This is a genomic window from Exiguobacterium sp. s125 (genome assembly GCF_018618605.1).
Classification (GTDB): Bacteria; Bacillota; Bacilli; order Exiguobacteriales; family Exiguobacteriaceae; genus Exiguobacterium_A; species Exiguobacterium_A oxidotolerans.
Map to the genome: position 1 here is coordinate 38,449 of NZ_JACSMI010000008.1, position 20,270 is coordinate 58,718.

At 37.1% G+C, this 20,270-nt stretch carries 11 protein-coding genes, 3 pseudogenes and 1 riboswitch; of the genes and pseudogenes, 6 read left to right on the forward strand and 8 right to left on the reverse strand.

From position 1 onward, the window contains the following. Positions 1–332 precede the first annotated feature (332 nt). Positions 333–1,766, reverse strand: coding sequence for a hypothetical protein (locus KNQ05_RS14405; protein WP_214805885.1), 1,434 nt, complete (start codon positions 1,764–1,766; stop codon positions 333–335). 137 nt (positions 1,767–1,903) lie between these two features. Further along, a pseudogene (locus KNQ05_RS14410) lies at positions 1,904–2,644 on the reverse strand (SDR family NAD(P)-dependent oxidoreductase). 86 nt (positions 2,645–2,730) lie between these two features. Here KNQ05_RS14410 and KNQ05_RS15785 point away from each other — a divergent pair. Both KNQ05_RS15785 and KNQ05_RS14415 read left to right on the forward strand, forming a co-directional pair. Continuing rightward, a pseudogene (locus tag KNQ05_RS15785) lies at positions 2,731–2,832 on the forward strand (helix-turn-helix domain-containing protein); the annotation flags it as partial. A gap of 51 nt (positions 2,833–2,883) precedes the next feature. After that, a complete protein-coding gene (locus tag KNQ05_RS14415) occupies positions 2,884–3,516 on the forward strand; it encodes a LysR family transcriptional regulator substrate-binding protein (RefSeq protein WP_285800491.1) in 633 nt (210 codons plus the stop codon). Between the two features lie 751 nt (positions 3,517–4,267). Here the strand turns inward: KNQ05_RS14415 and KNQ05_RS14420 are convergent. Beyond that, positions 4,268–5,032, reverse strand: a complete 765-nt coding sequence (locus KNQ05_RS14420; RefSeq protein ID WP_214805890.1) for a hypothetical protein — start codon at positions 5,030–5,032, stop codon at positions 4,268–4,270. An 811-nt stretch (positions 5,033–5,843) separates the two neighbouring features. Next, a riboswitch (TPP riboswitch) is annotated at positions 5,844–5,944 on the forward strand. A gap of 183 nt (positions 5,945–6,127) precedes the next feature. Between KNQ05_RS14420 and KNQ05_RS14425 the strand changes: the two genes are divergently transcribed. After that, entirely contained in the window at positions 6,128–6,439 is a 312-nt protein-coding gene (locus KNQ05_RS14425; RefSeq protein WP_236627156.1) for an SDR family oxidoreductase, read from the forward strand. On the opposite strand, the pseudogene KNQ05_RS14430 reads toward KNQ05_RS14425, so the two are convergent. Next, a pseudogene (locus tag KNQ05_RS14430) lies at positions 6,346–7,044 on the reverse strand (MBL fold metallo-hydrolase); the annotation flags it as partial. The gene KNQ05_RS14425 and the pseudogene KNQ05_RS14430 overlap by 94 nt on opposite strands. A 407-nt stretch (positions 7,045–7,451) precedes the next feature. On the opposite strand from KNQ05_RS14430, the gene KNQ05_RS14435 reads away from it, so the two are divergent. From KNQ05_RS14435 to tenpIN, 3 genes are all read left to right on the forward strand, one after another. Next, positions 7,452–8,261, forward strand: a complete 810-nt coding sequence (locus KNQ05_RS14435; RefSeq protein WP_214805892.1) for an RES family NAD+ phosphorylase — start codon at positions 7,452–7,454, stop codon at positions 8,259–8,261. Positions 8,262–8,621: 360 nt separating this feature from the next. Then, the gene (locus tag KNQ05_RS14440) at positions 8,622–10,562 is read left to right on the forward strand and encodes an ATP-dependent nuclease (RefSeq protein ID WP_029343479.1); all 1,941 of its coding nucleotides are present in this window, start codon (positions 8,622–8,624) and stop codon (positions 10,560–10,562) included. A 426-nt stretch (positions 10,563–10,988) separates the two neighbouring features. Beyond that, positions 10,989–11,507 carry a type III toxin-antitoxin system TenpIN family toxin gene (gene tenpIN, locus KNQ05_RS14445; RefSeq protein WP_029343480.1) on the forward strand — a complete coding sequence of 173 codons (519 nt, stop codon included), beginning with the start codon at positions 10,989–10,991 and terminating at the stop codon, positions 11,505–11,507. 352 nt (positions 11,508–11,859) lie between these two features. Here the strand turns inward: tenpIN and KNQ05_RS14450 are convergent, their stop codons facing one another. The 4 genes from KNQ05_RS14450 to KNQ05_RS14465 all read right to left on the reverse strand — a co-directional run bounded on the left by KNQ05_RS14450 (position 11,860) and on the right by KNQ05_RS14465 (position 20,263). Further along, positions 11,860–12,879 (reverse strand): tyrosine-type recombinase/integrase, encoded by a 1,020-nt coding sequence (locus KNQ05_RS14450; RefSeq protein WP_214805895.1) that lies wholly within the window; start codon positions 12,877–12,879, stop codon positions 11,860–11,862. An 820-nt stretch (positions 12,880–13,699) separates the two neighbouring features. Continuing rightward, the gene (locus tag KNQ05_RS14455) at positions 13,700–16,807 is read right to left on the reverse strand and encodes a type 2 lanthipeptide synthetase LanM family protein (RefSeq protein WP_214805898.1); all 3,108 of its coding nucleotides are present in this window, start codon (positions 16,805–16,807) and stop codon (positions 13,700–13,702) included. After that, entirely contained in the window at positions 16,804–18,129 is a 1,326-nt protein-coding gene (locus KNQ05_RS14460; RefSeq protein ID WP_214805901.1) for a S8 family serine peptidase, read from the reverse strand. Before KNQ05_RS14460 ends, KNQ05_RS14455 begins: the two co-directional genes overlap by 4 nt. Continuing rightward, entirely contained in the window at positions 18,119–20,263 is a 2,145-nt protein-coding gene (locus KNQ05_RS14465) for a peptidase domain-containing ABC transporter (RefSeq protein WP_214805904.1), read from the reverse strand. Before KNQ05_RS14465 ends, KNQ05_RS14460 begins: the two co-directional genes overlap by 11 nt. Positions 20,264–20,270 lie beyond the last annotated feature (7 nt).

Consider the following 20,270-nt stretch of genomic DNA (forward strand, 5'->3'; position numbering starts at 1 on the left):
TAGCGAAATGTACATGAACATAGCTGAGTGCTTGATGCTACTTATTTTTGATTATTGTATTGCTGTTAAATCGATCATAAAGCGACCATATTTTTCAATGGCAACATGACACGATAGTTAATCTCGATTTAATAGGACAAAGACAATGTAGGCTAGGCATAAATGTAGGCTAGGCATATGAGAAAAAACGCTTATTTACTATCATATAGTTTCAAGGAGAATTATAACTAGTATTCAAAAGAGCGTACGAGATTCATGATCTCATACGCTCTTTTATTTGAATTTATGAAGAATGGAAGAAGACTACTTTCTATTGATCTGTTCGATATTCCTTATAGGAGAAGTGCATTGCGGCGATCATCATGTTCCCAGCGTTCCAAGGGATGGAAGTATAAGAAATAGTAGTCACCGGACCGATGCCAATCTTGAATGATAAAATCAAGTTCTTTGATACGATCCAAGTTAGTTTCAAGCTCTTTCAAGTTTTCTGCTTTTCGACTCTTATTAAATCGAATCGAGTGTGTAAACTGGCGCCAATGCCGTTTCGCGGGCATTGCTTCGTTTAACTGATACGAGTTAAGTCGTTCCTTTTGAAGTACAAAGGATAAATGATAAGCGAACGTTCCTTTTAATCGCTCAATCTGTTCTCCATAGATACTGATGATCTGTTGTTTTAACAAATCATCATAGACTTCCTCTGAGACAGTGACAGTAATTTGCGTGTCCCGTTTAACAGAAGAAGCATTACTAATTTTAACAGAGGAGAAGAGACCGAAGATCGAGAGATCCCCTTCCTCATTTCTAACAGCTACGCGATAATAACCGAGTTTTACAAGACGTTGGGTTGTGAGGATATAGCTTTTCCCGCTATCGTTCCCATAAATCTTTTTTACAAGTTTTGAGATTGGGAAGACGATCTTTCGACTCGTTTGAAACGTCACATCGCGATATGACAAAATCTCGTTAAAGGCCTCAAAATCACGAGCATCAAGATCCGGGACTTTTCCGTCGAGTTCTGAAAGAAACTCGTTACTGACGAGAACCGATAAATTCGCCGGGATACCTTGTTTGTATTTAGGAACGACAGCGGAGAAGTCGTGGAGATCAAGAGATAAGTCCGTCAACATACCTTCTCCTTGATTGAACTTTTCCGTCGTATTTTTCATGCGATCAGCGATTCCAAAGAACGGTACCGTAATCGAGGTAGAAGTGGCAACGTGTGCCTTTGGCTGCGCACGTTTCAATTCTTTCGCAACCTCTCCGATGACCATTAGAATATCAGTCCGCATTGTTGCCGTTTTCTGATTCTTTGTTTTTTGTCCCCAGTGCGGATACGTATGAATTAGTAAGTTATTATTTTCAGCCCATTCTTCAAGTTCCTGTATGTGTTCTTGCATCAATTTCTCAACACTATCAGCAGAGAACTTTCGCTGGAAGCCTTCTTTTCCCGCAATGTCCCAATACTCCAAATACATCTTATGAAGTCCTCGTAGTTCTTTCATCGGACCTTTGTTCTCAACATAGTTTTTTACGGCTGCTCGTACCCAGCGCCGTTTCAATTTCGTAAATGAATAATAACGTAGCTTTTTGTAAACATCTTCTTCATTTTGAAATTCATAAAATTCTTCATAGAGTTGATTGACATAGGTTTCGACATCAATGATATCGATGGAAATCAGTTGTTCAGTAACATCGTTTTCCAGCAATGTCTTCGCTGCTTGAGAGACAACAAGCTGTCTATGTTGGACGGATGAGGTAGAGTCCATAATGCACGCCCCCTTAATTCGATACAACTAGCATAGCATGTCTGAAGAGGAGTGGGGAAATTAGATAAAAAGTGTGCGCCGGCGCACACTTTTTGAAAAAAGATATTGATCTAGATTTATCTTGCAATAGTTAAACTTTAGAGTATTTGGCTGTTATCAATCACGAAGACTCGTCTCGTTATGGACAATTGTGTCAACTGGAATAGAATAGCCTCTGCAACATCCTCTGGTGTGGAGATTCTCTCTAAGGGAAGGTTACCTGCTAAACCATGCATCCGTTCCTCATTCCCAGCCCACCAACGCGTGGCGAGCGATCCCGGAGAGATACAATTAACGCGAATGTCAGGTGCGAGTGAGATAGCAAGTGAGCGTGTCATCGTATGAATGGTCGACTTAGTGGCTGCATAAGGAATGGAAGAACCGATGCCGTTCACTCCCGCTACGCTCTCAAGGTTAATGATAGCACCTGCGGATTGTTTTTTCATATGTAGTACGACTGCCTTCACACAGTGGACGATGCCTTTTACGTTAACAGCAAAGAGAGAATCCTATATCTATCCCGTCACTTCGTCCAGTTCATTCATAGGAATCTGATACGTGATGCTTGCGTTGTTCACCAGAAAATCAATTTTTCCAAACACCATGAAGGTATGGGTGACCATATCCTGAACCTCGTGTTCTATTGAGACATCTGCTCGAAATGGAATTGCTACACCACCATCGTTCCTAATTTTTTCTACGACCTCTAGCGCCCCTTCTTCAGACTGACTGTAATTAGCGATAACCTTTACTCCTTCTGCGGCTAAACAGATCGCTGTCGCACGACCTATACCGGATCCAGCTCCTGTCACTATGGCTACTTTATCCTTCAAATTCATTTACAATCTTCCTCTCATTCGATGTGATTGATATATTGATTTTCAAGCATGTAGTAGATCTACATTCGATTTAGAGAGCAGCTGAGAAGTTGGATTATGTTCAATCGAACGTCAGTCAGCGGATGAAGATTCTTGAAGACGAGCTAGGTGCTCGTTTATTGATTTGGAATAATCGTGGAGTGAAATTGACGGAAGAAGGGACTACGCTGGGCAAATATGCTGAAGATATCCTGAAGTTGATGCAGGATGCGAAATCCGCAATCGATAAAAATAAATGGAGAGAATACTTGGCGATAGGTGCAACACAGACTGTATCGGCGGCGTTGCTTCCAAAACTCTTTTTGCTATTCATGAAAGAAAACAATGACATTGATATGTCGATGAAGACACAAGACAAGCAACGATTGCAGGAAATGCTCTTCTATGGTGAAATTGACGGCGTGTTTGTCAACGGATTATTCGACGAAGAACGCTTTGAGTCCGTACATAGTTTAACTGAAGATATAGTAATCTTTTCAAATCAGGACTTCAAGTTTATAGAAGATGGATGCCCGACGCTCATCGTCAATAGTGACACTACGTGTACGTACCGGAACAAAACATTCGAAGTCGCCAAGGACAAGGGATATACGGATCCTAAAATAATGGAGTTCGATACACTCGAGTCCATTTTAAGTGCTGTAGAGTCAGGAATGGGCATGAGTGTCGTACCGAAGCGGATTTTAGGTAATCGAAAAACGATGCAGGGAATCATCCAATCTGATTTACCTATGCCTGTTCGAATAGAATTCATAGTTAGCCTGAAAAGGAAACGTAGCAAAAGTCTACAGAAGTTCATTCGCTTTATAAAATCATTATCTCTGAACGTATGAGACTAAGGTATGATCATGTAACATAGAGAACAATTTAAAATTGAAATTCAAAACTAAGCATAAGAAAGGTAAGTCTTCCCCAAAAGTGAAAGTGAAATAAAAAAAAGTATGCGCCGGCGCATACTTTTTTATTTCACTTACCATAATAAACATAAAAAATTGATTTACCACGAGGAATAGCTGATGTTTAATTTAACCTTCGAAAAGAAACGAATAGTCATTAATATATCATTTATTCTTTAATTGACTGGAGTGAAGAGGTTAAAGATCATCATCACGATGTTCATAAAATATGATGAGAAAAGTTCAAGGACGGTACATGTGAATCAAAAACCTTGAATGGATAAAGAGGTTTCACGTGAAACAAGATAATATTAACTCTAATACACATTTTTTAATGAGATGATTTGATCGTTTGAAGAACGAAGTGGATTGATGGAAGGTGAATGAAAGGGTCCTCCGATTGGCTACTTGAGACATAATTCATGAGTCTTTCAGGATTACCATAAATTATGTAATAAAAAAGTGTGCGCCGGCGCACACTTTTTGGAATGAATAAGACAACAAATTGATAGAGATAAAGCGGTAGAGATTTGATCTGAAACCTCTTCAATAGAGAACGTATGATTGATATCTTCTGTGGTTTTATTCATCGTATATCAATTTTAAATTGTGTACATAAAATAAAGTTAAATTAGAATAAAAAAGGCATTTGTGTAGTTCAAATACGAAGGAGAGTTTGTTACTGACGTCAGTTCCAATCACATGCATTTCCATCGTTATCGCGGTCTAAATCATGGGGATCAACTGCCGGACCACCGGCAGCTAGATAAAAATCTTGAGAGGCTTGGGCGCTGGAAAAATCACCACAGTCGCGATCTGCTCCAGAAGGATCGTATTCAAGATCAGTTGCTACTTCTGTATCTGCTTCATCTACGTATTCCTCATCAGAGATACTCTCATCTTCATCTATCATTTCGCTACTTGCTAAAGAGGCTTTGAGTTCATCAATGTTCTCTTCTGCAGCAATGCGTTTCGTCTCTTCTTCTTTAAGTTCACTCTCTAAAGCAGCACGTTTATCTGCTTCTTCCTTGTAGCTTTCAACTGTTTGCAAACGTAATTCTTTTTCTCGTGCTAACTCCTCTTTCAATTTTTTCGTTTCTTGTTGTTGCTCTTTTAGTTTAAGTTGCGTGTCCTTTAAAGACGTTTGTAACTCCTTTGACTCTACCTTTAAAGATTCCAACATCTTTGTTTCCTTAGTAGAAGACCCGGCTTCAATTTTTTGAGGCTCATTTATTCTGTCTACCATATAGATAGAAATTGCAAAAGCAATGAATACGCCTAGCCAAACGACAAAGGTTGCGTACTTCACTGGATTTCGAAGCCTTGGTTTAAAGTAAAAGTATAGACCAATTGCTGAGATCAATAAGCCAATGAGACTCCAAAAGGTGATAGTGAAGAGTAAAAGATAGACAATAGCAATCATGATGAGAAATAATACTTTTCGGATGTTCATAAGTTCAGCTCCTTTAAAAATATTTGTATTTGTATTGTACATATTTACAAGAAAAAATAGATTAGAAATTTATAGTTCTTCTCTAAAAAATCACTTGTAACGCTCGAGTACTAATTTAAATAAAAATTTAAGCCATTACTGATCAAACATAGTTGATAGCTTTTAAAAGAATAGACTTACACCAATCAACGCGACTTAAAAATAATCAGAAAAGCTTGTATGTCGTAGTCGAGACATAAAGGAATGTTTATCAGAAAATTGGGGATGACGCGGTAGAGAAAAAAATGATTCATTACCTTGATAATGAGACAGGCTTTTAACGTATCAAAGCACTTACTCTTACGCAGTTGAGAAGAACTTCAATGCTAGTATGGTAAAGAAAATGAATCGTTGATTGATTTGGTACGTTTTTATTCAAAAAATAATAAAAGCATCAAATAGAGCACGCATGACTTTACGAAGAAACAAATCAAGTCATCAATAAGAAGAGGGAAGACGATATACTTACGGCTTAATTGGTCCCATACAATGATTACACAAGATAAGTTTTACTTATATTGCAAACATCAATGATTCGAACTTCTAGGTCACGTAATCGATCTGCAAAATCAAATCGCTCGTATATTAAGACATCATCAAAGAAAAAAATGATAATTAGGATTGTCTAGTACAAGATATGACCGTAACAAAGCAATCCGGAAAAAGTAATGAATCTATTTTTATGCTGCATATTTTTAGAAAACTATTATCGAATCAATTTCATCATCAGTGACAGGTGTTCACTAGAGCACTAAAGTGAAGGTAACTTAAATAGAATCACTAGGGGTGTTATTTAACTGAGATGAGTAGCTACTCAAACCCTTTGAACCTGAACTAGGTAGTACTAGCGTAGGGAAGTGTAAACTCTGATGAACAAGCGGAGACGATGATGTCGTTCTTTGCTATGTGATTATTTAGACGTGTGCAATAGATTTAAAGTGGTGATAGTTACTATAAAAGCAAGAATGCGGTAGAAAAGCTTATGAGTGAATTTCGTACAGAAAATGCTATTACCTTATATGCAAATGTACGAAGCAGGAAGATGTCGAGAGCATGATGCAATCCGCAACAGCACACTATGGTCAAATCGATGTTGTCGTGAATATTGAGTTAGTAGACTTCAAATTTGATCCGGTTGCTCAAAAATCGTTTATCGACTTGCAATGGAAAGATTATCAAAAGAAACTGAATGAAACATTAAAAGCGGCTTTTCACATCATCCAAAGTGTTTTGCCACAATTCATGGAACGAAACAGTGGTGGCATCATCAGAATCGGAACAAGGACATTGGATGTGATGTATTTACCTTTAATGAATGTCTTCAATTCTTTTCTCGAGAGTCCCCAGTGGTTTACGGCTTCCATATGACTTACTAAAATTTTGGCTTTTAGAGCGGCTTTGTACACCTTCTAGGAATTGATTCTGTCCTCCGTTCAAAATAAAAATCTCTGGTTTACACGTATCGATATTTTTTCACTTCCGAATACCAAACGGTATCACCTGCTACATATAAAGTTTTTTCTTTGTGATGCTGAAAGATAACGCCCATGACATTTCCCATTTTCTTTGCCATCTTTCCGTAGCCATAACGACCATCTACTTCCGTCAGTTTGACGCCTTTAAAGATCGTCGCTTGGCCTTCTTTCATGACTTCGATATTTGTAAAGCCTGTTTTTCGTGCCATATCTGCATCTTTTTTATCTTGCATTAACATTTTGATGTCTTTTGGAATTTGTTCTTTTTGCTGCTTGATCAAAGTAATCTTCATGTGTGTGGGTAATGATGACAGCGTCTACGTCATCCATAATCTTATCCACAGAGAATGGAAGGTCGACTACTGGATTTCGATCATCCCTTGTAGCGGGATCGAACGAATCAAATTCGTCCTTTTTAGAAAACATGGGATCTACTAAGAATTTTCGTCCTTTGTATCCAACTGTCACGATCGCATTTCGAATTTGTTGGACCACCACGTCCTGTTTTTTCGGTTGTAATGGATTATTGTGAAGATCCGCAAGCGGCTAATACACCGCTCAATGTGAGTGTGGTTAGAATTGCAGCTTTTTTTAATTTCGTCATTGATAAAGCACTCCTTTGTGAATAGCTGATTTTTTATTGAGTAGGTAATATCTATCCTATGAGTCGTTTGATCCCCCTTTTATTTTTGAATAGAAAAAAGCTTGATCCTGTTTATTCGCTATGAAATTTAGTATATGGTCAGTATAAGAAATCAAACAAGTATGTACTTTTTTTGCACATAATATCAGAAAGAATAGTGTTACTATGAAAACTTCAAAAGGGAATGTAGCTTATAATCAGGAAACGTTTTTTGGTTATACGCTTTCTCTTATCAATGGAAAATGGAAATTGAGGTGCAGTTATGGAAATGAAGCAGGTAGTGAATGGTTTATCTGAAATAATGGTGGAACATTGGAATACATTGAAGGAAGCTTTGTACAGTGGAGAAACAGAAGGGCTTTCATTAGAAGAAATAATTGGAAAATATACTTTTTTCAAAGTTTTTGATGATGTAGTTAATTCTATGGCATCACAATTCGAAATTTCAATTAAGGATTTAGGAAAGATTTATAGGGGCGTTGGGGTAAATGAGAAGATTGAATTAGATTTCTATCAAAGAATGATTCCTCATCTTGATTATGTGACAAATCATAATAGAATGAACCCTCCAGGTAAAGCATTTATATATTTAGGGGTAATTCCTGTTAGGAAGGGAAAATCTGAGGAAGCGGAAAAAAAGTTTATTTTAAGAACGATAGAAGCAGAACTGAGAGTTGAAAAAGGTGACTTTTATACAAGTGCGCGATTTGAATCCAATAGTGACAACAATATTTTCAATCTGGTAGGAGATTCAAGTCTGCCGATGGATATATATGATTTTGCTAGAATTTTAAAGAAAAAATCAACTGAGGAAAGAAGTCGAATTACTGCATTATTTTACTTTAACTTATTTAATAATGACCAGATATTTAAGCCTGTTCATAGTACAGAACATGATGTAAGAGCAAGGGAGTACGCCCCTTTTCAACTTTTAGCTAAATACTTTATGAGCAAAGGGTATGCAGGAATAAAATATAGAAGTACTGTACATAGAGAAGGAACGAATGTAGTAATATTCAATCCGAAAAACGTTAAATTAGTAGAATCTTCAATGGAGAAAATTGTTCGTTAAATATGAATAATTTAATTGGAAAGAAGCTGACATATAAAAGACGCCACTCTTCTTCATATTTTCAATGATCTTAAATATTTTCTGCTAAGGCATTAAATCTATATTAGTTAACATATAAGGCATTATTGGTAGTTGCATAAATAGAAGGGGAGAGAAGTTGCATTTTGACTAGCATCTACTCTCCCTTTCTGTTTGCAAAAGTGTACTTTTACGAACGCTTAAAAAGTATCTTAAAACTAAATAATTTCGTTTTATGATTTTTTTATCTATTTAATTTTTCTGGAAAAGTATTAATTACAATTTATAACATTATTTAAAAAAATGGTATAATAAAAAGAAGTGTTTAAAGGAGGCGGTCATATGAAACTAAAAAAAGTTAAAATAAACAAGTATAAAAGTTTTTTGCAAGAACAGAATGTTGATATAGAAGATAAGACTACTCGTTTAGTAGGTAAAAATGAATCAGGTAAAACTTCTTTCCTAGAAGCACTTGCTAAATTTAACTACTTCGAAGAAGATACCGAAAAGGAATTCAATGAAACTTTTGATTTTCCTAAGAATGAATTAAAAAGCTATCAGAAGAAAAAAGACCAGGTAGAGGTAGTGGAATGTACATTTGAACTTCTTCCATATCAGTTAGAGGAAATTGAAAAAGATTTAGGTAAAGGAGTTTTTCTCTCAAAAGAGATAACAGTGTCTGTTAAGTACGGTAGTAAATTAAAATCATTTGGTTATGTAAAATCTGACGAGAAAAAATTTTTGAGAAATATTTTAAAGAATTATTCTATTTATGAAGTGTCTTTGAAGGAGTTAGAAAAAACGAATAAAATAAAAGAAGCTGTTGCGTTATGTGAAGGTAATGAAGACTGCCAAGAAATTCTAGAAGAACTTAACGAAATCATAGAAAAATCAATGGAATGGAACGAACCTCTAAATGGATATATTGTATCTCAATATTTAAGAGGATGGATACCTAAGTTTTGGTACTTCGATGAGTACTACTCTATTCCTTCACGAATTAGCATTTCTAAAATGAAGGCCCAGCAAATTGATGCTACTTTTACAAAAGAAGAGTTCAATACAGCAAAAGCTTTGTTTGATTTAGCTAATATAGAAATAGATGAATTAAATGATGCGGATAGCTTTGAAGCATTTATTTCTGAATTAGAGGCAACATCCAATGAGATTACTGACAAGTTTTTAGAGTATTGGACTACAAATCAGAATCTTGAAATTAAATTTGAAATAGAACCAATTACTACTTTTGATCCTAGTAATAGAACAATCATTAGACAAGACAAAATATTAAACATCAGGATTAGAAATACTAAGCATCGAGTTTCTTTGCCTCTTAAAAACAGAAGTAAAGGTTTCATTTGGTTCTTTTCTTTCTTAGTATGGTTTAGCAGAATTGAGAGTGAAAAAAACGATAGCTTCATCTTACTTCTCGATGAGCCTGGACTTAATCTTCATGCTTCTGCACAAAAGGATTTATTAACATTTATAGATAATGAACTATCTGAAAATTATCAAGTCATCTATACAACACATTCTCCGTTCATGATCGATTCTACAAAACTACATGAAGTTCGAACAGTTTATGATTCATTGGACGCTAAAAAAGGCAGTTTAATTTCTAGTGCTATTCAAGAAAAAGATTCAGAAACATTGTTTCCATTACAAGCAGCGTTAGGGTATGATATTGCTCAAAATCTGTATATATCTAAAAATAATCTTTTAGTTGAAGGACCAGCAGATCTTATTTATATAACAGTCATGTCAAGTCTTTTAGAATCTATAGGGCGAACATCCCTTACTGATGTTGCAACAATAGTCCCGGTAGGAGGATTGGATAAAGTATCAACTTTCATTTCTCTCTTAAGAGGAAGCAAATTAAATATTGTATGTCTTTTAGATTCGTTTACCGATCAAAAAGGAAAACGAAAAGTAGAGAATATGATTTCTCAAAAAATCGTGAAAGAAAAAAACATCAGATTTTTTGATGAATTTGCTGATATTGAAGGTACGTATGCTGATATCGAAGATTTATTTGAGAAAGAGGAATATCTGAAGTTATTTAATGATGCATTCGAAGAATATGAAGATATTTCTATTGAACAATTGGGGTCTAATGAAAATCAAATATTAAAGCAAATTAATAAAAAAATTGGAAAATCTCATTTTAATCATTTTAGACCTGCTAATAAATTGGCTCGAATGGGCGTGGATAGTAAGTTTTTTACAGAACAAACACTTGCTCGATTTGAAAATATGTTCAAAGAAATCAACAAGTTATTTTAAACAGTTAAAAGATATTAGAAGAGTAAAGAAAAATGTTTTATAAATCATAATTTTATGTGAAGTAGTGTAAAAGGAATTTAATTGATTTAGCAAAAGACGGAGAATAGTTAAAAACCATTCTCCGTCTTTTGCTAACATGGCATGAAAGTGATGATTTTTATTCAGTGTTTTTAATTTTCAGTGATTCTACATCTAACCAACTATAGTCCTTGAAATAGATTTTAATATATGTTAAATTAATAACAGAATAAGTGTAGTAAGTGCAGCTGCACGTTAAATATTAAAGTGTACTCAATGTAGAATTATGTGTGGTAGAGTTAGCCACACGTCACAAAAATAAGACTCAGCAGAACTATATTCAGTCGAAAACCTCCTACTTATCTAAGTTAGGAGGTTTTCGACTCTTAAAAGGGAAGAGGGACTTCTTTGAATACTGAACATTTTCCATTAAGGCAACTCACAGATCAGTTCTATGAAGAGAATGGTCATTTAGAAAGAGTCATGGATAAACGAAAAGACGCGACGGAATATTTTAAAAAAGACCGTGGATACGGAGTTATCTTGATCGAAGCTTATGGTCAACGATTTGGCATTCCTCTGCGCTCGAATATGACACATAAATTTTGTTTCTCGACGAAAATCACATCTAATCCTGAATCAGGTAGAACGCAGAGAAAAGGGCTAGATTATACAAAAGCCGTTATATTAAATGAGGGCCATTACGTTACAGAAAGGTCATTTAAGATCCCGGCAGATGAATTTGATAAGATTAACGATTCTCAGGAAATGATTAAAAACCAGTTCACCAAATTCATAGAGAAATACATAAAAGCAGTTGAAAAGAATGATCAAAATGTATTAAGTCGAAATTATCGTGATTCTTCATTGATTAACTATCATAAAGAATTAGGCATAGAAAACAAGGATGTAAACAGTACAGACTGAAAATCCCTTTACATTTCTTATTGTTATAACATTAAGCCGTTCTGAAATACTCCATAGAAGTTAGACATAACAGTCCGACTTTTATGGAGTGTTTTTATGGTCAATTTTAAGAAGCTAAGGGTCTTAATCAACGTGAGCATCCTTAGAACAAATACAGGTAAAATAATCAAACATCAGACTAAGCTTCCTTAGAGTTCATAGTTAAAAAATGATGTATATGAAACAGTCGTTTAATATAAAGAACTAATATGCCAATAAATTTAATATAATGGGCAGGAAAGCCTTATATTTTCTAGTATATTAATCAATGTCTATTTATTAATAAGATTTGACGTTTTATATAAAAAGTTCCTTAATCATACGGTAGCACATTTAAATTAGCTTTTTTTAATTGTTGAAGATACGTATTAGTAGTCGTGATGGACTCATGACCAGAAAGATTCATGACTTCATATAAAGGAATCCCGTTTGCTAACAGTTTTGTGATGAAAGAGCGTCGGAACCAGTGAGGCGAATTGTTTTGTGACATTAAGTGGGTAGAAGCTGCTTGAGTGATGAGTCTCAATGCTTCATACGAAATAGGGGTATTCTCTGCTCGTACATTGAAACAAATATGAAAGTTCATTACTCCTTCAATATGCATTAATTTTTTCACACGATTAATAAGATGGATTGATTTTGGGGAGAGTGGGATACGTCGCCATTTTTCACGCTTTCCTTTAAATTCGATATAACTTAAAGAAGATGTTTCATGAACATGGCTGAACTGAAGCGATAATAATTCAGAAGCGCGCATTCCTGTCGTCAGTAAGAGATATCCCATTGTCTCATTACGCAACTGCAACAACTCTCGATTCTTTTTCTGCTTCACCGTGTGACGAAAGGCGAGGGCGATCGCCTCCATCTCATCGAAGTCAATTTCGCGGCGGAGTGGCTCCGGCTTCATCTGATCCTTCACTTGCAGCGAGAGGTCGCGCACGTGGTAATCATTGACGTGCAGAAAACGTAGGAAGCGTCGCAGCATGGCATTGCGTCGTTTGACGGTCCGTGGCGCATACTGGTCGTGGACGTCCTTCAAGTACTCGTGCAGGTTGAGAATCGTCAATTGCTTGACGCCCTGCGTCTTGGTCACAAAGAACCGGAGAATATAATCGAGATCTTGTTTGTAAGCCCGCTTCGTATGCGGGCTTTTTTGACTATAGATCGGGAACAGCTCGGTCGCCCAGAATAACTCGAAGATCTCGAGGTCGCTTAGTGCCTCCATGTTTAAGTGGTCATTCTCGAGCACCGCCAGCAACTTTTCCCGACTATCGGCAAATGCCAAGGCTGCTTCTTCTCTGATCACAACTTTGTTCATTTCTTCTTCATTCATGGTCCATCCTCCTATCTCTTTACTCAACGCTTCCTCTTTTGACGCCTTTTTCGTTTATTTGCATAGTAAACAAACGTTTATTTAAGTATTACATCAAATTACGACTGATATACATTTGTATATAACGCGTAAACACGCGATAAATAATTGTATTACATATTATTTCTATAAATATTATAACAAACAGTTACTTGTGATAATAGATAATTATCACAAGTAAATTGAAGTAGAGAATTCAGTTAACATAACTTGATTATTGAAGAAATTACAGTAGGGCGAAGAAGTGGAATGCAAGTACAATCTCGTTAACTATCCAATAGAGTCTGTCAAAACGAATGTTGTCTCATAAAGAGGAGTATACTTTTTTTAGTGAGATGTAAAGATTTTCTATCACGTAGTAAGCGAACTCGCGCAATCAGCAAACGAACCGTATGATATACAGAGGAGACTCATAGCCTGTAGCCAATCGATCAGAGTACACCTGTTATCCAAAATTACTTTGAATGAAGAGGGGAGACTCGAAAAAACGTACTGGTATCATGTATCGGTTGCAGAAGTGATTAATATGCTACGCGTTCCTCCTATCGTAAAATTCAGCCTCCTAGTCTAGAAGAATACACCCCTCCTCTTCTAGGTAGGGAATATTGTTTAGTCCTGGCACGGGGTCGTATCACATTTCAGATGAGAACATTCACAGTCCATTCTACGAAGTCAGCTCTGATAGTCTTTCGTTCCGAAAGATTACGTAGTTCTTATTTGATTAAGAGCGGATTCCTACTAGGAATCCGCTCTGTTAATTAAAAAATATTCATCGATTTTTTTAGCTGAAAGCTAACACAGATGGAACTTCAATAGGATTTGCTAATCTTAAAAACTGCAGACCAATCCCGGACTTTCCTAAAAATAATCCAGGTGTATCTATCCCGTTAGCAATTCCTGAAACATATTCACCGTACTTGATACGATCTTGGTACACTTTTGTAGCCAATTCGTGAGCAAGAGCAGTCCATTCGTGCTTTCCTGTTTTAATAGCAGCTGTGATCAAAAAATCTACAATTCCCATATCTCCGTGACAAAGACAATGATCTTCTGATAAGTAACTATCTTTAATAGATGCAACGATGATGTCGATATCTTGGATCAATTCAGCATTACAATTCAAATTCATTAAAGATAGCTTACTAAAGCCAATTCCAGTAGATCCGCTACACCAATAGGAGCTATAAGACTCTTCAGCCTTTCTTAAATCTTTCCAGTTTCTACGCTTTACGTCATATAAGGAATTCTCATAGGAAAGAGCTGATAAAGCCATCGAAACCTGTTCGTTATTTGGAACGTATTTGTTCAATCGTAAGAGCGCGCTTAGAATACCAGATACACCATGTCCAAGACCACCTAAATAAATGACATTCCCTTCATGTTGGGTTGGCCATGCATATCCGTTCCCCGTATCGACTGCTTCTTGCTGAATCTTCTTTGCATAGGAAGTGGCGACTTTAAGATACTTTTTCTCTCCGTAGTATTCATAGGCATTCAACAAAGCATGAATGATGCCAGCGCAACCACCAAGTAGATCACAGTTAGTTGATTGTTGTTCTTTCCCTTTGAGATAATCAATAAAAATTTCGACTTTGTTCTTATATTGATAAGACTCATTTGCTTGATCAATCAATGTAAGTGCATTAATCAATGAAATTGGTCCATGGTAAGCGGATAAAAATGCATTGTATGGTTTTGCAGAGCGAATCGCAGAAGCTATTGCAGCTGTAGCAGCTTGCTCAAATCGCTTAACCTGGGTTAGGCGATGGAGATGAGTCAAAAATACTGCAACCCCACTTGTCCCGTTATAAAAATCTTCCCCTATGACTGATACGCCAGCTTGTCCATTGTAGTTTGTCTCAATACCTAACCATGTCAGTTCAGTCATATCCTTGTTCCAAATCCCCGATTCGAGTAGCTCATCCCCTATCGTGACAGCAGCGTTAAGGTAGTCTTTTGATGTGAGCGATTCGATTGGAACAGTATCAACGGAAAGATAAGAACTATCAAGCAAGCCAGCAGATGCCACGATGGAACTTCTAATTAATTGTTGCTGTTCAATCAGCGTCTTATCATCAAGACAGTGAAGTTTTCGATAGACTTTTTCGATTCCCGTTTCTTCAAAGACATTAGGATATTCGTGCCCTGCACTATCAAATAAGGATAGTGAGGACGGTGTTGTATAAAAGTAAGGAACATCTCCGTTAATTAGTTCTCGTTTTTCGGCAGCGACAATCATTGATGGATAATGTGAGAAATACATACGATCCAAGATCATTTCTCGACTATAGGCTTCTCTAAGGAAATTTGGATGATTGGTGTCTGTCAAAAAATTGGCATAAAAGTTCGTACTTCGTAAAATATGCCTGATTTTCAACTTAGAAAATTTATCGATGTTTTCTCTTAATTCATCATTATGTTGCATTGCGATAGAATAGACGTTCGTAAAGCCCTCGACTATTTGTTCAACATAATCTGACGTCTGGATATTTGAACCTTTTAGAGAAGGACGATTTGCTTTCTCCTCTGTCCAATAGGGTTTTGTTACGAATCGCATCTCATCGGTGTTTTCCCTTTCAGATTGAAGTACTGGAAACGGAAGCTCCTGTACACTTCCCCCTATCCCACTCATTTCAATACCTTTACCATCGTGTGACTTAAAACCAAGTGTGGGTAACAGACCGGTTCCTAGTACGGAGTCAACCATCTTGAACTTTGCTTGTACTTCCGCGCTATCTTCGAAAACGTCAGCAAGGTGATTTTGGAATAGAGTCTCGTAATCGATGATAAGAGGATGCTCACCAGAAGCAATAATATTTTCGAAGTGGAGGTCGGTCCCTTTCAAGAGATACATCACACCAAGTAATCCACCAAGACGATAATGATGTCTTCTCAGTTCTTCGGTGTCCTCGCAAGCTAGCCCTAAGACTTTCTCCTCCCAACAGTACTCATTGCGATCAATAATGCGATAAGTAGCGAAAGGATGCTTGAAATCTTTTTGATTGAACCAATTGAGTAGTTCATGTACTTGTAGTGAAACTTGTAAGGACTTTGGTTTATAGATCAGTCTCGTAGTAGTCTCGAGAAAGCTTATTTCGATCACAGACTGACCATGTTCGTGAGAATCTCCAAGACCGAGTTCCATTTCTAAAAGTGTTAATTGCTCCAATCCGAAAATATTTTGTAGGGTTTTTACGTCTGAAACATAACGTTCTATGAAACGCACGATGTTATCGATGAAATAAAGAGTTCGAGTAGCCAATAGCCGGGCGAGAACAATGTATTCCTCATAGAATGCGTTTAATCCATCTAGATCACGTAATTTAATTGCTACAAACGACTCGAACCGTTCTTCTGGGCTATCTCCAACGAGTTCTTCACGAAGTCGTGACACATTCAACTCTAACGTAAGGGTTCGAGCTGCCAACTGAAGAAATTGATTGGACAGGTTCTCAAGAAGTGACGGCATAAATTGCTCCGTACAATGATTATAGAAAGGATGTCCTTTAGGCAATGTTGCATCAATTTCAGACTTTGCAAAGGACAAAAAAGGTAAGAATGCTTCATGGAGACCATCGACTCTTAAATTACCGACCTTAATGGGTCTAGACATGATTGTTCGAAAAGATTGCAACCATTCAGGAATATCAGTATTTCCTTCTATTTCGCCATTCAACATTTTCTCAAATTGCTCAAGTGTCAACTCTTCTGCGTGTAATCGATTTTCAAAAAGTTTTTGATCTTTTAAGAATGAATAGTGTCTCCATTTAGCTACCCGATCATAATCATGTTGTACGATCTTATAACTTTCTTGAATAATAGGACGCTTGAGTTCGTTTAAATACATCGCTTTTTTCCATGAAGTAGATCCTTTGATATCAGTACTCATTTTCGAACACTCCCATTCTCGATAAGATTTTTAAGGATATGCAAGGCATTCGTTGCGTTAACGATGCCTGTTCCTCCCTTCCGTTTGTCGTCTGGATAAAGGAAAGGGGTTGTACTCTTCTTCAATAAGTGTTCAACCGTATCTGGTGAAAGGTTGATCCCTTTAGATTTCGCAACATCTATGAGTAACGCAGCCACTGCAGCTACCTGTGGTGAAGCCAGGCTTGTACCAATCATGAATTCATATCCTTGATCAAGATCAAGCGCTTGACTGATGGGTGATTGAGGGAGATAGGTCGGATATGTAGTAAGGACGAAACTTTTAATATCGGCGATGCCACTTGTCGACCAATCGGGACCATAGTCACCTGCAGGTGCAGAGAGATCCACTTTTTTACCGTAATTCGAGTATTCGGTTGGTTGAAGCAATCGATTGGTTGCGCCGACTGTAATCGTATTTTTGAGCCCTCCTGGAAGATGCATTGCACGTTTCATATTCCCAATCTTCTTCGCCAAATCTTTTTGATTGTCCATGCTGTATCCATCGGTACCGGAAGACGCGACTACGACAACACCTTTTTTATGCGCATATTTAATAGCCTTTTCGTAAGCTTTGATCACTTTGTTATCCTCTTTGTTTGTTGGATCCTTATACGTACCTAAACTTAGATTAATAACGTCTACACCATCCTTAGTGGCTTGTTTGATAGCCTTGATTACCCATTCGGATTCGGATGCTGCTTTCCCAAAGACTTTATAAGGAACAATACCGATAGAAGGAGCGATACTAGAAATTTTCCCTTTAGCTGCGATCTGGCCAGCCACCATGGTACCGTGACCCGTCTGGTCCCTTGTGCCCTCTTCACCGGGTACAAAGCTTCTGCCATCTGATACAATGTTTTGACTTAAAGCTGGATGACTATCATCGATTCCGCTATCGATGATAGCAATGGTAGTTAAGGTGGATCCTTTCGACTGACTGTGTGATTTCAGATCTGAGGTTACATCTCTTACATTCCATCCCCAGTCCGTATAGTATTCTGGAAGTTGTTCGCCAAGATTATGTCCTGGATTTTTTTTCAACGAATTGAGGATGTTCTTTTCGATACGAGAATCTAGTTGTAAACTGCGTGCAACTGGTATTGCAACGTTTTGCTTTTGATTGGAATCTATTTTATTTAAGTAACTTGAATGTATGTCTAGGGTTGAAGGGATTACGTCTCCTGATGCAAATGACTTGTATGGAAATGATGTAGCTAAAAGACAGACAACGATAGTCGAAAGGAACGGTTTTTGATAAAAGTATCTTTGATTATGTGGCATGAATAATCTCCTTGTCTTGAGCATGATAGAGTTCATAGTAGTGTCCTTTGTTCATCATCAATTCATGATGAGAGCCTTCTTCTACGATTTCTCCCTGATCTAATACGATAATTCTATCGGCGTTCCGAATAGTATTGAGACGATGGGCAATGACGATTCTCGTACATTCGAGGTTAGAAATGTTATCATCGATTAAGTTTTCATTTAGGTTATCAAGTGCGCTCGTCGCTTCATCTAAAATAAGGATTGATGGATCGTGATATAGTGCGCGGGCAAGTAGCAGACGTTGACGCTGTCCTCCTGAGAGATTTGTTCCTCCTTCAGATAGCATGGAGTGGTATTGCATAGGTAAGCGCATGATTTCATCATGGAGGTTAGCTTGCCGTGTAGCCCTCTCAACTTTTTCAAGATCATAATCTTCACCCGGACAAATATTATCAAAGATGCTTTTATGAAAAAGCTTTGTCTCTTGTAGGATAACTCCTGTTTGATGCCGCAACTGCCTAATGTCTATTGTATTAAGACTACGTTCGTCATAAAGAACATCACCTTCTGTCGGACGATAGAATCCAATGAGTAGCTTAGCCAAGGTACTTTTTCCTGCTCCTGAAGCACCAACTACACCAATCTTTTCACCAGGTTGAATGATGAGGTCAATATTTTTTAACGTTGGATTTGCGAATGAATCATAAGCATAGGATACGTTTTTCAATTCGATACGTCCTTTTAGACGAGGAAGCGTACCTTCATCAAGATGCAGTTCTTCTTCTTTTGCATCCAATACATCTGTCAAACGTTGGACATAAGATCCTAGATACAAAAGTTCCGTATATCCCATACCAATTGATACGATCGGCATCATGAACATGGTGGCAAGAGCACTAAAACCTAGTAGCTCACCAATAGTCATTCTGCCTTCTAGAATGAGCATGCTACCATACCAGAGAAGAATCGTAGGAACGATAAACTGAACACTACTCGCAATAGTATTGAGGATTGTGTTCCAATAATTCTTTTTTTCTGTAATCATCAGCTGATGTTCAAATTTACTAGACCATTCTCCAACTACTTGACGTTCGATACCTAACATCTTTACATCGCTTGCACCGTGAATTGCTTCGGATAAATGACTCTGTACTTTTGATTGAGCGACCACATCTTTATTGTTCAGGCGTTGCGTAACCCGAGTGCAAGACACGAGAACAATGAATAGTAAAATACTAAGAGTAATCACTCCTAGACCCAATTGAACTGATTGATTAAGCATCATAAATGCATAACCGATAAGCAAGATGCCATCTATCAAAAATCCAACTACACGATTTGAAAGAATTTGTCGGATCACTAAATGAGAGTTGGATCGGAACAATAAGTCTCCACCCGTCCGCTTTTCAAAAAATGCGTAGGGAAGGTTAAACAAATGACTTACAAAGGTCGTCATCATAGTTTTATCCATAAGCCTTTGAAGACGTGTAATGGCAAAGCCCCTTGCAAGTGAAAAAAGGATGTTGAGCAGCAATAGAAATACGATGTAGAGACCGATGAACTTAATTAATGATTGATCTTTGGAAATGATGACGTCGTCTGTTACCCATTTTGTAAGCATAGGAATAAACAATCCCAATGTCTGAAGAAGTAAAGAAAAAACGAGAGTGATATAAATCCACTTTTGATGCGTTTTAGCGAACCCCCAAAAGAACTTCACAGTAGACTTTTTCTTCTTATGGATAAACTGATCGTTAGGAGAAAAGGACATCAAGAATCCACTAAAGTGTACGAAAAATTCTTCTATGCTAATACGTTGTCTTCCTAATGCGGGATCGACGATATGTACGTATTTTCCAATTTTTTCGATTACAACAAAATGGTTCTGATTCCAGTGAGCAATGAAAGGTGTCGAACTACGCAAAAACTCTAAATCTTTTTGAGAACAAGAGAAGCCCTTGCAATTCATTCCTCTATCATTGCCAATGTACGAGAGATTCAAAAAGGATGCCCCACTGCTTGGAACATCATATTCTTCCCGTAAATCAGAAATGGAGCAATGATGACCGTAATAGCTTAGTATCATAGACAAGCATGCCAATCCACATTCGCTATGTTCCATTTGTTCTATAAAAGCTACTCGCTTCATCCTTATT

Coding starts and splice junctions, on each gene's coding strand:
- KNQ05_RS14405 (WP_214805885.1), bottom strand. CDS start 1,766: ATGGACTCTACCTCATCCGTCCAACATAGACAGCTTGTTGTCTCTCAA.
- KNQ05_RS14415 (WP_285800491.1), top strand. CDS start 2,884: ATGCAGGATGCGAAATCCGCAATCGATAAAAATAAATGGAGAGAATAC.
- KNQ05_RS14420 (WP_214805890.1), bottom strand. CDS start 5,032: ATGAACATCCGAAAAGTATTATTTCTCATCATGATTGCTATTGTCTAT.
- KNQ05_RS14425 (WP_236627156.1), top strand. CDS start 6,128: ATGCAATCCGCAACAGCACACTATGGTCAAATCGATGTTGTCGTGAAT.
- KNQ05_RS14435 (WP_214805892.1), top strand. CDS start 7,452: ATGGAAATGAAGCAGGTAGTGAATGGTTTATCTGAAATAATGGTGGAA.
- KNQ05_RS14440 (WP_029343479.1), top strand. CDS start 8,622: ATGAAACTAAAAAAAGTTAAAATAAACAAGTATAAAAGTTTTTTGCAA.
- KNQ05_RS14450 (WP_214805895.1), bottom strand. CDS start 12,879: ATGAATGAAGAAGAAATGAACAAAGTTGTGATCAGAGAAGAAGCAGCC.
- KNQ05_RS14455 (WP_214805898.1), bottom strand. CDS start 16,807: ATGAGTACTGATATCAAAGGATCTACTTCATGGAAAAAAGCGATGTAT.
- KNQ05_RS14460 (WP_214805901.1), bottom strand. CDS start 18,129: ATGCCACATAATCAAAGATACTTTTATCAAAAACCGTTCCTTTCGACT.
- KNQ05_RS14465 (WP_214805904.1), bottom strand. CDS start 20,263: ATGAAGCGAGTAGCTTTTATAGAACAAATGGAACATAGCGAATGTGGA.